Source organism: Cupriavidus sp. IDO (genome assembly GCF_000812465.1).
Classification (GTDB): domain Bacteria; phylum Pseudomonadota; class Gammaproteobacteria; order Burkholderiales; family Burkholderiaceae; genus Cupriavidus.
Map to the genome: position 1 here is coordinate 1 of NZ_JWMA01000181.1, position 13,503 is coordinate 13,503.

12 protein-coding genes and 1 pseudogene are annotated in these 13,503 nt (G+C 64.8%); 4 read left to right on the forward strand and 9 right to left on the reverse strand.

What is annotated here, in order from left to right; all coding sequences use genetic code 11:
• Positions 1-116: pseudogene (locus RM96_RS40425) on the forward strand (esterase); the annotation flags it as partial.
• Positions 117-631: 515 nt separating this feature from the next.
• Here the strand turns inward: RM96_RS40425 and RM96_RS32340 are convergent.
• From RM96_RS32340 to RM96_RS32370, 7 genes are read right to left on the reverse strand one after another with little or no spacing between them, the layout of a single operon-like run.
• A complete protein-coding gene (locus RM96_RS32340) occupies positions 632-1,696 on the reverse strand; it encodes a 2-aminoethylphosphonate aminotransferase (protein WP_039015831.1) in 1,065 nt (354 codons plus the stop codon).
• Positions 1,696-2,892 (reverse strand): phosphonopyruvate decarboxylase, encoded by a 1,197-nt coding sequence (gene aepY, locus RM96_RS32345; RefSeq protein WP_039015832.1) that lies wholly within the window; start codon positions 2,890-2,892, stop codon positions 1,696-1,698. Before aepY ends, RM96_RS32340 begins: the two co-directional genes overlap by 1 nt.
• Entirely contained in the window at positions 2,889-4,595 is a 1,707-nt protein-coding gene (gene aepX, locus RM96_RS32350) for a phosphoenolpyruvate mutase (RefSeq protein WP_039015833.1), read from the reverse strand. The genes aepY and aepX overlap by 4 nt, the downstream gene beginning before the upstream one ends.
• Complete coding sequence (locus RM96_RS32355; protein WP_039015834.1) at positions 4,592-5,365, reverse strand: phosphocholine cytidylyltransferase family protein; 774 nt, start codon at positions 5,363-5,365, stop codon at positions 4,592-4,594. Before RM96_RS32355 ends, aepX begins: the two co-directional genes overlap by 4 nt.
• Before the next feature lie 29 nt (positions 5,366-5,394).
• On the reverse strand, positions 5,395-6,399 hold the full coding sequence (locus tag RM96_RS32360) for a flippase-like domain-containing protein (protein WP_039015835.1): 1,005 nt from the start codon (positions 6,397-6,399) through the stop codon (positions 5,395-5,397).
• Entirely contained in the window at positions 6,396-7,223 is an 828-nt protein-coding gene (locus RM96_RS32365; RefSeq protein WP_039015836.1) for a HalD/BesD family halogenase, read from the reverse strand. Before RM96_RS32365 ends, RM96_RS32360 begins: the two co-directional genes overlap by 4 nt.
• A gap of 7 nt (positions 7,224-7,230) precedes the next feature.
• Positions 7,231-7,899, reverse strand: coding sequence for a CDP-alcohol phosphatidyltransferase family protein (locus RM96_RS32370; RefSeq protein ID WP_039015885.1), 669 nt, complete (start codon positions 7,897-7,899; stop codon positions 7,231-7,233).
• A gap of 239 nt (positions 7,900-8,138) precedes the next feature.
• Here RM96_RS32370 and RM96_RS32375 point away from each other — a divergent pair, with 239 nt between their 5' ends.
• Positions 8,139-8,285 carry a hypothetical protein gene (locus tag RM96_RS32375; protein WP_193752567.1) on the forward strand — a complete coding sequence of 49 codons (147 nt, stop codon included), beginning with the start codon at positions 8,139-8,141 and terminating at the stop codon, positions 8,283-8,285.
• Positions 8,286-8,604: 319 nt separating this feature from the next.
• Here RM96_RS32375 and RM96_RS32380 read toward each other — a convergent pair whose 3' ends face one another.
• Positions 8,605-9,168, reverse strand: a complete 564-nt coding sequence (locus RM96_RS32380) for a PadR family transcriptional regulator (protein ID WP_039015837.1) — start codon at positions 9,166-9,168, stop codon at positions 8,605-8,607.
• A gap of 272 nt (positions 9,169-9,440) precedes the next feature.
• On the opposite strand from RM96_RS32380, the gene RM96_RS39620 reads away from it, so the two are divergent.
• Complete coding sequence (locus RM96_RS39620; protein ID WP_193752568.1) at positions 9,441-9,593, forward strand: hypothetical protein; 153 nt, start codon at positions 9,441-9,443, stop codon at positions 9,591-9,593.
• A gap of 108 nt (positions 9,594-9,701) precedes the next feature.
• On the opposite strand, the gene acpA is transcribed toward RM96_RS39620, so the two are convergent.
• Positions 9,702-11,834 carry an acid phosphatase gene (gene acpA, locus RM96_RS32390; RefSeq protein ID WP_039015839.1) on the reverse strand — a complete coding sequence of 711 codons (2,133 nt, stop codon included), beginning with the start codon at positions 11,832-11,834 and terminating at the stop codon, positions 9,702-9,704.
• A gap of 263 nt (positions 11,835-12,097) precedes the next feature.
• Between acpA and RM96_RS32395 the strand changes: the two genes are divergently transcribed.
• Positions 12,098-13,453: a cytochrome-c peroxidase gene (locus RM96_RS32395; RefSeq protein WP_039015840.1), complete on the forward strand. Its 1,356-nt coding sequence runs from the start codon at positions 12,098-12,100 to the stop codon at positions 13,451-13,453.
• Positions 13,454-13,503: the final 50 nt, after the last annotated feature.

Here is a 13,503-nt window from a genome sequence, read left to right on the forward strand (position 1 = left end):
GTGCCGGACATGCGTGGTCGGGCGGCAGCCGCCGCGGCACCTACACCGATCCGAAGGGGCCCGACGCCAGTGCGGAAATGCTGCGATTTTTCCTCGCAAATCCGCGCGCGGACTGAAGCGCGCACGCGGCGGAAACGCGCCGGCTTCTCGCTCCAGATCGCGTCACTCGGATCTCGACGCTGGCATGAGATTCCAGGAAAGGTGAGCAGACGAACTGGGTTACGCCAGATTCAGACACATTCCAACTTTGCTTTTGAGCAAACAGGTAACAACGGCCGAAAACCGCGCCGACTAGACATTTGCAAGTTCCCGAAATGATTTAACATAACATACATTATGCGCAGACACTGTAGCGGCTAAGCGGCTTTGCGGCCCAATTCATTGCACCTTCCGTAGTCGCCGCCATATTCCATAATTTCATGATCGTCAAATTACCGACTCATCTGCCGAAATGCCGGATGCCAGGACCCCTGCCATCTGCGAGGCAAACTGCAAGAGTTTTCATAAGGGTTTATGTGATTAGGCATCGTCGTTCGGCGGCGATGTGTTGGCAGTCAACGATCCCGACGAGCAGCAAAAGCGATTGCGCTACAACGAAACTGTGCGGTCACTGCAGCAAGCCGAAGTGGCATCAAGTCATCAATGCCGCAACCCCCTGCAGCAGGCGCTCGATGTCGTGCGCCTGAATATGCCCCATCGTGGAGATCCGGAATAGTTCGTTCGACAGCTGCCCCTGCCCTGCATAGATCACGAAGCCGCGCGCTTTTAAGCCGTCGTGCAACTGCGTGTACGACAAGCTCGCCGGCAAACGGTAAGCGCGCAGGACGACAGAGGACTCGTCCGCGGGCAACGGGCTTGCGATGCCACGCAATGCAAGTCCCGCGCGCACTTGCTCGGCCAGGGCTGCATAGTGCGCGTGCCTGGCGGGCTGGCCGCCGCTTTCGTCGAACTCGCGGAGCGCTTCCACCAGGGCGTAGTAGGCGTGCACGGACGGGGTGAAAGGGGTATTGCGCTGATCCTGCAGGCGTGCCAGCCGGCCAAGATCCAGGTAGTAGGTCCGGCTTTCTGCCTGGGCCAGCGCGTCACGCCGCGCGATCACGAAGGCGGCGCCCGGCACGCCGTGCAGGCACTTGTTGGCAGTGGCGGCCACGGCGGCAATGCTGCCGCCGAAGTCGATCGTCTCGGCGCCGAAGCTGCTGACCGCGTCGACCAGCAAGCGAACGCCTCGCTGGCGGCAAACGGCGTCGAGCGCGTGCAGATCGTTCAAGCGCCCGGTCGTCGTTTCATGGTGGATCACCGCCACATGGCCGATGGTCCGGTCCGCGTCGAGCATGGCGGCCAGCCGGTCGAGATCGGGCGCCTGCAGCCAGTCATGCCTGATCACCTCATGGTCGATGCGGTATTGACTCGCAATCTGAGTGATGCGCTCGCCGTACACACCGTTCTCGACAATGAGCAGCTTGCCGCGTGCGGGCACCAGCGCGGCAATCATGCTTTCGACCGCTGCCGTGCCTGACCCGGTCATCAATATCGCGGCCCACTCGGCAGGGTCCAACTGGTAGATGTCAAGCAGCCGCGCGCGCGCCTCGTCCTGCAAATCGAAGAATTCGCTTTCGCGATGACATAGGTCGGGCTGCAGCAGGCTGCGGCGGACGCGTTCGGACAAGGTCACCGGGCCGGGGTTGAGCAATAGCATCAGTTCTCTCCGTGATCAGCGCCGATGTGGCGCGCGAGGCGGGACTTCACTTCCGCGGGGGTGATGGTGGGCCGGGGCAGGCCATCCGGCGTGCCGGCGCGTATCATCAGGCGCACGAAACGCGAGCCGGGAGCGGGTGCAGCCGGATCGACAGACACAGCCGCCGCAAGCCAATCGTCAAGCAGTTCGAGGCGGTCGCCTTCGACCGCCGAGGCATAGCCGCAAGCCGCCGCCACGCCGGCGAATGACACATTGGGCGACACCGTGGCCTGTGCGCCGGTCGAGTCGTGGGCGCCGTTGTCGAGCAGCACGTGCGTGAGGTTCGACGGCCCGTATGCGCCGAGCGTGGCGAAGTTGCCCATGCGCATCAAGGCGGCGCCGTCGCCGTCGATGGCGACCACATGCAGGTCCGGGCGCACCAGTGCGAGGCCGAGCGCAAACGACGCCACGCAACCCATCGAGCCCACCATATATAGCTGGTTTGGCCGGTCATCGAGCGCATACAATTCGCGGCCGCAGAAACCGGTCGATGCCAGTACCACCGTCGAAGCGGCCGGCGTATGCGCAATCACGCGCTGCAGGGCATCGCGACGCGAAGGCAGCACATCCGGCGCGCCCCCCCGCCATTGCGTGCGCGCCTCGCATCGCGCACGCGGCGCGGGTCGATCCCGCGGCTTGAGCGCATAGGGCGCGACACTGCCCTTTTGCATGACCAGCGCGTAAGGGCGTCCGGTCGCGTCCATATGCGCCATCGCGCGGTCGAGCGCCGGGCCGATGGCGGCCGCATCGGTCGGGAACAGCTCCCAGGGTATCTCCATGGTGTCGAGCATCGCAGGCGTGACCGGGCCCATCAGCGCGTGCTGCGGCTCGTCCGCGGTGCCCGGCTGCCCTCGCCACGTCACGATCAGCAATTGCGGCAGGCGAAACGTCCAGGTCAGCGAAGTGAGCGGGCTCACCGCATTGCCAAGGCCGGAGTTCTGCATCATCGTGATGCCGCGCTGGCCCCCTCTGGCCCCGAGCGTCACGCCTGCAATCAGCGCTACCGCGTCGCCTTCGTTCGCCGACGAGACGTAGTGCAACGATTGATCCTGCAGCACGTAATTGATGAAGGGGGTGAGATACGAGCACGGCACCCCCGCATACCAGGAGAAGCCACGCGCCAGCGCCGCCTCGATAAACTGAGCTGCTTCGATCATCGGCGTTTCTCGCTGCCGGGTACGGCCTGGCCGAACGGCATCCGGGCATGCGCGAATTCGCCCGCGCGCTGGTAGTCCTCCAGGTCGTTCACGCTGCGCCAGTGGCCGTGCACATATTTCACGTCGATCTCCTCGCCTGCGTCGATCAAGGCGTTGAGCAGGTCAGGCATGTCCAGCGTGTCGGAATCCGCTCGCGCACGCAGGCCGGCAAGCGTCTGCTGCAAGGCCTCACGCCCGGCGCCGCGCACGCACAGCAGGCCGATCCAGCGCCCCTGCGGCGCCTGCCCGCCGGTGACGGCCACTTCCCGCGCCTTGTTCGATACATGCCGCAGCAAGACCTTCTGGCCGAACAGGGCGCGATCGTCAGGCGCGGAGCAGTAGGCGAAATCGCGTACGCTCTGATTCGACGGTTGCGTCTGCGACGAGTCGACCACCACGCTGAAGCGACAATCGGTCTCGAACAGGTCGCGCAGGAAGTAGCTGCGAAAGAGCAGGTCACCGTAGGCGATCACGGTATCTGTATGCAGGCCGTCGGCCGCGCACGCAAGCGACGCCAGTTCGCCGGTACTCGCGTGGCGCTCGTTGCGCACCAGCTTGACACCCGCGCTCTGGATCGCATCGGCATGATAGCCGCCGACCACGGTGATGTCGTGGATGCCCTGCATCTTGAAGGCGTCCACCAGCCAGCGCAGCAGCGGCTTTCCCGCGACCGGGAGCATGACCTTGGGCCGCTCGGCAGTCAGGGCGTCAAGCCCTTCACCCCGGCTCGCCGCCAGCACAACCGCCGCGCCGGGCGCCTCGGAGCCGGACAGGTACAGCCGTTCGGCGGCGGAGTACTCGTCGGCATCCTGCAGGCGGAAGATCTCGCTCACCGACGCGATACGGTCCTCGACATGAACCAGCGTCTGGGTGTCGTGGATCTCCCTGGCCACCGCCTGCATCGACGATGCCGCCGCACGGATCAGGTGGTTGGCCCAGATCACGAGGCTGATGCCGGCCTGGCGAAACACCTCGGTGGGGGTGCTGTAGTACTTGGTCGGCACGATCACCAGCGGAGCGCGGCCGGCCCACTCGCTTGCGAACTCGAGGATCTCATCCGGCCGGGACAGCTTGCTGTGGATCAGGATCGCGTCGGCACCGGCCTGCCGATAGGCCTCGGCCCGGCGCAAGGCCTCGTCCATGCTCCAGCCTGCGATCAGTGCTTCCACGCGCGCGACGATAGAGAAATTGGCATCCGTCTGCGTATCCTTGCCTGCCTTGATCTTGCCGCAGAATTCGTCGATCGTGGCCAGCGGCTGGCGTTCGCCGTCGATAAAGCTGTTGGTCTTGGGGAACTGCTTGTCCTCGATGCACAAGCCCACGATGCCGCGCTGTTCGAGCTTCCTCACCAGGCGCCGCACATTGTTGAAGTTGCCATAGCCGGTGTCGCCGTCGACCAGGATCGGCAAGCCGCTGGAATCGGCCATGAATTCAAGCGTGTCGACCACCTGGGTCCAGCTTGCCTCGTTGTTGTCGCGCACGCCGAATTGCGCCGAGATCGCCAGGCCGGAGGCCCAGATGGCCTTGAAGCCTGCTTCGCGCACAATCCGGGCCGAGAGCCCGTTGTGGGCCTCCATCATGAATTCGAGTTCGCTGCCCACCAGCAACTGGCGCAGCGTGGCGCTGCGCGACGCCGTCGACAAAGCCGGATCGCGTGCGTTCATGGCGTGACTCCCGAGGCGACTCCAGACCGGCGGAGCTCTGGCAACACTTCATCGCGCGCGCGTACGACGTCGCCCGGGAAGTCGATCTCGAGCCAGGGCGCACCGGTCACGTCCGCGATCTCGAATGCGTGGCCGCCCTCCAGCAGCAGATCGCGCACGGCTTCCTCGTGCGGCATCTTCTCCTGGTTGCGCTCGACATACCCCGCGACGATCTGCGCCAGGCGGCGCGCGGTCTGCTCCCTAAAACGGAAGAAGCCGACCGACTCGCCGATCGTGTCATATTCCAGGCCCACCGCGACCTGCTTGCGCAGCTCGACTGGAACGCCGTCCCGCAGGCAAAGCTTGACTGGCTCGTCGCCGGTTTCGAAGTCGCGGTCGATCAGCAGGCGGTTGACGCTGTCGCCGGCAACCAGCGCGGCGAGAATGCGCTCGTCGTAGAGCACGTCGGCGTCCATCAGCAGCACGTCGCCGCCGCGCGTGAGCGCGTCGGCGACGGTATGCACGGTCAGGACGCTGCCGAGCGCGTAGCGCGGATTCAGAACGATTTCAGGATGGGGTAAACGTCCGAGCCGATCAAGTTCGGCCTTGACCTGTTCAGGCTGGAAACCGAGCGCAAGCACGATCTCCGTGACGCCCGCCGCGTCCAGCATGCGTAGATGCCGTTCCAGCAGGGTGATGCCATCGAAGCGCAACAGGCACTTCGGGAATTGCTCTTCGGGCGGTTGCTGCAAACGCAGGCCAAGGCCCGCGGCAAGAATAATCGCTCGCATATTGTTCTCCGCTCCCCTGCAAATCGCCATCAATCGGTAGCCGGCACACCCCCCATGCTTCGCCGCCGGTGGTTTCGTTCACTCCAGTACAAATACAGAAGCCCGGGCGCGCCAAGCGCGATTTCCCGGGCGCGCTTGATCAGCGACAGGGCCAGCGCCGCATCGGCAGGCAGGCCCACCAATGGCGCGAGCAGCAGGTAGCCAGCCTCCTGGGCACCCAGCGAGCCGGGAATCGCAAACGCGGCGCCGCGGATCGCCTGCCCGGCGCTTTCCAGCAGCAAGGCGTCGAGCCAGCTGACGGGATGGCCGAGCAACCGCAGGGCCAGCCACACCTCCCCGGTGCCGACCAGCCAGCCCGCCAGGCTCAGCGCGAAGGTCGCGGCGACCTTGCCGGGCGCGCGATAGATCTGCCGCACGGCTGCGTCCACGGCATCGGCACGCGTCGTCAGCGCAGACCAATCGCGCTTTCCCGGCAATTTCGACAGCAAGCGCAGCACGCGCCCAAACAGGCCGCGCCGCTGCGCCACATAGAACCCGACCATGCACAGCGCGAGCAGCGCGGTGACGGCAATGGCCGGCAGGCGCAAATCCTCGCTAGCGCCGCGCGCCGTGGACGCGCCGAACAGCACGAGTCCGAGCACCGCGAACACCAGTTGCGCGATCGCTTGCAGCGTCGTGCTGACGGTGATGGCCGCGGCAGCGTCGCGCATGCGCACACCGCGTTGCGCGAGATGGCGCACCATCAGCACCGGTCCACCTAGCTGTCCGGCGGGCAGCAGGCTGTTCACGGACTCGCCCACCCAGCGCGCAAGCAGTGCATCGCGCATGGTGCGATGCCCGGTGTGGCGACCGAACAGTACGAAAATGGCACCTGCATCCAGCGCCAGCGGCAGCAGGTGAAACGCCACCACCAGCAGGCTCAGCCAGCCCGCGGACATCAGCGTCGACGCCACCGAGCCGAATCCGGTGAAGGCAATCAAGGCGACAAAGAGCGCCGCACCGACCGACAGCGAAATCATCGACGCACGCGTCATACCCGGGGCTGCTGGCCCCTGGCCAGCCGTTTGAATACTTGCCGGAAACCGAAATAAGCGAGCGCGTCCTTCATATTGGAGACGAAACGCAGCCAGGGCCGCATGCCCGGGTCGGTGACGTATTCGAAGGTCAGCGACACCCGCATCTGGTTCGCCCCGAGCGGCGTGATGCGGTGGCGCAGCTTGTCGCCATCGAAGAAAACGAGGCCACCAGGGGGAATCTGTACCGACCCCGCTTGCGTGGGCACATCGGGCTCGCGCGTGTGCAATTCGTAGTCGAGACGGCACGACGATTCGTCGATCACGCCGAACAGCAAGGTATAGCGCCGGCCGTTGTAGTAAGAGGTGTCGTAATGCCAGCCGATATGATCGCCCTCGCGCGTGTAGTAATAGAGTGCGTAGGCATGCGGATCCTGCTCTGGCGAAGGCAGCAGCCGCTCGCCGCAGATCTGTTCGAGCCAGCCGATCAGCGCCTTGGACCGATAGAGTTGCGCGATAAAAGGCGCGTGCTGGTCGATCGTATGGCGGCTGACGCTGCCGCCCTGCTTGTGGCCCGGGAGATAATTGCGATTGATCTGGTCTCGCAAGGCCTGGGCGCTGGCAACCAGCCCTTCCGTGACTTCATCCGGCAAAAATTCGCCCACATGCAAGAACGCACCCTGGCGCTCGAATTCCGCGCGCAGCCCACTGTGCCCGAGTGTGACAACACGTGCGGCCACATCTGCATCGGGATCGGCGCGCGCATCGGCAGGGTCGGCGAACGGCTGATGCCGCTCGCCAGGCACGGTGAGAAGATCCGGGTCCGCTTCGGCTTGTTCGCTCATCGGCGCCTCATGGTCTGGAAGCCGCTGTAACGGGGCGAGCGCGCCGCACGACGCGCCAGTAGTCGATGACCACCCATGCCGCGAACAAGGGCGCACCGATCGACGCCGCCGTCAGGAACGGGGCGACGGCACTGCTCAGGGTCACAAGTGGCACGAGGTAGAGCACATCCTCCGTCTCGAAGCCACCGATCGAGGCCTGTTTCGTGGCGGTCTTGCCAGCAAGCGCTTCGATGCGCATGCGCAAGAAGAAGATCAGCGCCACGGCCACGCCCGCCACGCTGCCGCGCACGACCACTGACACCGCAGCGTCCTGAAACTGGCCCGAGACGCCGATCCCCATGCTGACGAAGAGCAGGATAGTGACCACTGCGTCGCTGAAAAGATCGTAGAAATGGCCTAACTTGCTGGATTTCCCGCTGATCCTCGCGAGTTCTCCGTCAGCGTGGTCAATAAAATTGGAAAGCACGACCAGCAGCGCACCGCCATTCACCCAGGCGAAGCTGCCTTGCGCGAGGCACGCCGCGCCGGCCATGCCGGTCAAAAGCCGGAGTGTAGTCAGATGATTGGGCGTAACCCAGGAATCCTTGAGCGGTTCGACAAGCCGTCGCGCCAGACGTGCGTCCCATGTGCGCGGAGATGGCGGCGGCGCAGGCGGGTCCATCGGATGGTTGCTCATCTTGCAAATACCCCATGGCAGGAAATGCGACATGGACAGGACTGCAGGGCAAGTTCGCGAGCTTTGCTTGGCAGTGTTTCAATCTGAAGGACCAAGGTCGATCGCGCGCCAGATTCCGCACTGCAGTCGCGTTCATGTAATCGCGTCCAGACACTGCAACCGCAAGCCCCGGGCCAGGTGCCGTCCCTTGCGTGCACAAGACAAGTGCACTCCGGCCTTCATTGGCGTCAATGATAGACGTGATTCCGACAAGCTGTCGAGGCAGCGACCGTCTCAACCTCGAGCCCCTGATCCCCCTCCTCTACAAGCTGGACAAGATCGAGCAGGCCTACGCGCTATTCGCCATTCAGCGCGACGGCGTGCTGAAGGTGGCTATCACGCCCTGACGGCCGCCTCGGCAGGTTCAGCAGGTACAACCCGCGCCAGCGCCGCCATGGGCATTGGCCACCAAGAACAGCCGCCGGAACGGGAACAAGGTGGTGCCGTCCGCCAGCGCCATTCCTTGACCGGGTCGTCGCCGTGCAGCACCTGCAAGTACTCGGTTCCCCAGATGTCGAGGCTGGCACGCATCGGCGCAAGCAGCGCGCGCTCGACCGGGGCGGGGTCCGTATGCAACGCGTTGATCTGATGGAAGATTCTCTGCGATTCTCTCGGCCCATCAGTTCAAACTCGCAACCGGTTGCGAAGCCCTGAATTCGCCCGGGGTCAGGCAGGCCTGCGAGCGATCATTTCCGCCACCTCGTCGCACCACGCGATATAAGTCTGTTCCGCCAGCACGCCGCGGCGCGTCACCAACAGCGGTCCAAGCTGCTGCTCGGTCAGCACGGCCTGCCTTTCGAGAAAGAACGCAAGCTGGGCCTGGTGGTCCGCACGCACCTCGCGGATCTGCTGCAACGCCATCTCGCGCGGCAGCAAATCGAAGCACAACACCCGCAGTATCTGCTCGTCCTTGATGGCCGGGCGCGGTGAACCATTCGCCACCCAGGCCGTCAGCTTCTCGCGTCCAGCAACGGTCATACTGTAGATCGAGCGTTCCGGCCCGCGCGTGCCTGGCAAGCGCTCTGATTTGATGAATCCATCCGTCTCCAGTTCTCGCAAAGCCGGGTACACCGAGCTGTGTTCAACCGACCAGCAATGCTGGCCCGCCATCTGCAGCCATTTGGTCAGTTCATAGCCGGAACGCGGCTGGCTATGTATCCCGGCAAGAAGAACATGCTTCAGCGGCTTTTCCTTGCTTGCCCTGGCTTCCTTCAGATCACTCACTCGCATTGCTCCTTAATTGCGTCAACGCGCACGCGGAATGACTATGGTTTTTTTGACATAGTTAGAAACCCGTGGAACTATGTATTTATCAACATACCCGATTTTACCCTATCCCCCGGGCAGCGACTGCGCCAGGCGTCGCAGCGTCGACCGGGTGCAGCCAGTCCGCGTGTCGCCGCCTCTGAGCGCCAAGGTTGGCTGGAGAGGCTGCGCCGGCCGGTGCCGACAACATCAGCTACATCGGTTTCATTTTGCTCATTGATACAAGGAAGAGAATCATGCCCAAAGAAACCATGCTCGTCACCGGCGCCGCCGGCAGCGTCGGCTCGACCGCGCGCGCGGCTATCGCCATGTTGCCGACAGACTTCGCCGCAATGACGCTGCGATGGCGACGGTCCTTGCGCGCAGATCAGCCGTATCGCTGGGCCTGAACGTATCGAACCCGACCACGCCAAGCCGTAAAAAAAGGGCAGCCCGTGCAGGACTGCCCCCCCTTGCTCCACGCCTCAGGCATCACGGCCTGCCGGCGCATCAACAGCTCACTGCTGTGCCGGGAAAGTCAGCGCATTGGTCAGGTCACCCATCGGCCTGGCGTTGTTGAGCACCAGCGAGGCATCGCGCAATTTCAGCCCCGGCAGCGTTGGCAGCGCGAAGCGGTGCGTGATGAAGCGCAGCACCGAGGCGGTGTCGTACTGGGTGTGGTCAACGTAGCCCTTCTTCGCGAACGGCGACACCACGATCGCCGGGATCCGCGTGCCCGGGCCCCAGCGATCGCCAGTGGGCACTGCCGCGTGGTCGTAGAAGCCGCCGTTTTCGTCGTAAGTGACGACGATCAGCATGTTCTTCCACTGCGGGCTCTGCTGCAGCTGGCCGATGACGCCGGCAATGTGCGCGTCGCCGTCGGCCACGTTGGTATAGCCAGGGTGCTGGTTCAGGTTGCCTTGCGGCTTGTAGAACGTCACGGCGGGCAGCTTGCCGGCGGCGGCATCCTGCAGGAACTGGCTGTCATAGTCCTTCAGGTGCGCGTTGCGGTAGTCCGCGTGCGCGACCGGATCGAACGAAGCGTAGTAGTTGAACGGCTGGTGGTGCGGCTGGAAGTTGGGCGTGGTGTTGTTGTAGATGCCAGTCGGGTCCTGCGCCACCTTGGACCAGGCGCCGGCGTACCAGGCCCAGCTGATGCCGCGCGCGTCCAGCAGGTCGGCGATGGTGGTCTGGCTCTGGGTGGGCAAGGTGGTCGAGCTGGCGGGGTCGGCGAACAGCTTGGTGCCGTCGCTGGCCGTGGGCTTGTTGCCGCTCGGCTGGTAGGCCGGCTGCATGGTGTTGACCGCGTAGAACATGCCGGCGGCATCCTTCGGCGTGAGCGCGCCGTCGTTCAGGTACGTGGCCGCGCCGTTGAGCACCGAGGACGGGTTGCTGGTGCCCGGGGTAAGGCGCACGAAATTACCGCCCGCGTCGACGTCGATCGCGGAGATCTTGCCCTTGGCCACCGAGGTGTCGGCGTTGGGATACTGCGGCGCACAGGCGCAGATCAGGTACTGGTGGTTCAGGAACGAGCCGCCGAACGCGCCCATGAAGAAGTTGTCGGCCAGCACGTAATGCTGGGCGATCTTCCACATGGCCATGCTGCTGCCATCGTAGTAGCCCATCGACAGGCCGCCGGCATCGGAGTAGGCAGCGTACTTGTCGTTCTTGCCGCCATGGATCTGCATCTGGTTGTTATAGAAGCGGTGCACCAGGTCACGCGTGGTGACCGACTGCGACACCACCACGCCAGTGCCGTTGACGCCGGCCGGGTCATCGATGCGGAACGGCTTGTTGGCCCAGTTCGCGGTGCTGGATTGCGGCAGCGTGACGGTCTGCCCCGCTGCGGTCAGGCCGCCCCAGGTGGGCGGCAGCACGGGAAGCGTGGAGCCGTCGAAGTCCTTCTGCGGCTCGGCGTTGCCGGTCGAGGCCGGGTTCACGCCCGGGACGCCGTTGGCGCCGGGGAACAGGCCGTAGAGGTTGTCAAAGCCGCGGTTCTCGGCGTAGATCACTACCACGGTCTTGATATTCTGCAGCGCCAGGCGCTTGGCCACGCGCTCACGCACGTCCTGGCCGATATCGCCGCCGTCGGCCACCGACTCGGCGATCAGGTCGACGGTCTGCTCGATCTCGGCCTGCAGGATGGCCTTGATCTTGCTGTCGCTTTCCTTGTTGTGGTCGGTCAGCAGCTTCTCCGCCGGCACGCCCAGGCGGGCGGCCACCTGGGACTTTGCGTCATCCAGGCTGCCGCCGTTGCTTTCCATCAGCGCGACCAGTTCGGTGGAGATGGCGCTGACGATGCCATTGGCGCCTGCCGGCGCGCGGAACACCAGTGGGCGCGTCACGGCGTTATGCACGCCGCCGTCTTCATTGCGGAAGGCATCGGTGCCGATCTCGGCCACCACGGCGCCCACGCCAGGCAGGGTGAATGCGCCCTGCGCGTCGGTGAAGGTGCTGGCTTCGCCGCTGTCGCACTTGCCATTGTTGTTGGCGTCGAGACAGGCGCGGGCATGTTCGAAATAGCTGCCGGTGACGACGCCGGAGGTGCTGGCGGACGGTGTGGAATTGCTGCCGGAGTCGCTGCCTCCGCAGGCAGTCATGCCCAGGGCAGTCAGCACTGCCAGGGACAACGGTCGGAATGCTCGGCTCATATCGATCCTTGTTCTATTTACTGGTCGGGGACATTGCTCTTGAAACGCCGCAGGAGTCTCGCGCCGCTCTGTTTCAGCTTGATGACCAGCGTGGACCACGTAGGAAGCCACGGATCGCGCGATGATCGCCCGGGTGCGTCATGGCACTGTCATGGAGCCTTGCTAGGCTGTCCCGCCATCTGATACCCGGGTTGCGTCTCCGCCCGGGTCTTGTGCATTTGGCCGCCCCGCTTCTGCCTCCCGCTCCCCTGCCCCCTTCCTTCATGCTGCCGATCCCGTCGCTGTTGAACGCCCCGAGACCCTCGTTGCAGCCGTGGGGACGCGCTGCCGCCGGGGTCTTGCTGATACTCGCGATCGCGCTGCTCGGGGCATGCGGCAGGCAGCAGGCGCAAGCGGTGCAAGGATCGCCGGCTGCTTCCGGCGTGGCCGCAACCGCCAGCCAGCCCGTGCCGGCCTCCGCGAACGCCTTCTACACGATGCTTGCGACGCGCAGGCCATCGGTACCGGCCATGCGCGCACTGGGCAAGGCATTGTTTTTCGATCAGACGTTGTCCGCATCGGGAAAGCTTTCCTGCGCGAGCTGCCATAGCCCCGACCATGCCTACGGGCCGCCGAACGATCTGTCAGTACAGCTTGGGGGTGCCGATATGCGGCGCACCGGCGTGCGTGCCGCGCCGTCGTTGCGCTACGAGCAGAACGTGCCGCCGTTTACGGAGCATTTCCACGAGAACGACGGCAACGACAGCGAAGACCAGGGGCCGACGGGCGGGCACAACTGGGACGGCCGGGCGTCCTCTACCCATGAGCAGGCGCGCATTCCGCTGCTCTCGGCCCACGAGATGGCCAACCAGGATCCGGCAGCGGTGGTGGCGCGCGTTCGCGCGGGCCATCACGCTCAGACATTCCGCGAAGTGTTCGGGCCGGACATTCTCGACCGCGACGACGCTGCCTTCCAGGCCGTGCTGATGGTGCTCGAGGTGTTCCAGGAAACGCCGGCGGAGTTCTACCCCTACACCAGCAAGTACGATGCCGTGCTGCGCGGAAAGGCGAAACTGAGCCCGCAGGAGGCGCGCGGACTACAGTTGTTCAACGATCCCGCCAAGGGAAACTGCGCCGCGTGCCATCCCGGCACGATCAGCGCCGACGGGGTGTTCCCGGCGTTCAGCGACTTCGGGTTCATCGCGCTTGGCGTGCCGCGCAACCGCAAGCTGGCCGGCAACGGCGACCCCGCTTTCTTCGACCAGGGCTTGTGCGGCCCCGACCGCACCGACCTGAGCAAGCAAGAAGCCTACTGCGGCTTGTTCCGGACGCCATCCTTGCGTAATGTGGCGACGCGCAAGGCCTTCTTCCACAATGGCGTGTTCCACTCGCTGGAGGAAGTGATGCACTTCTACGCCGAACGCGACACCCGCCCGGGCAAGTGGTATCCGCGCAAGCCGGACGGCGGCGTGGACAAGTTCGACGACCTGCCCGAGCGCTATCGCGGCAACGTCAATATGGAGCCGCCCTTCGGCGGCCGTCCGGGCGGCCGTGCCGCGCTGACCGAAGGCGAGATCCGCGACGTGATTGCGTTCCTGAAAACGCTGACCGACGGCTACCGCGCTCCGGCGGCACCCTGATCGGGGTTCCAGCCTCGGTTCAGGCGAAACCACCGTGCCCTGCGGGACCA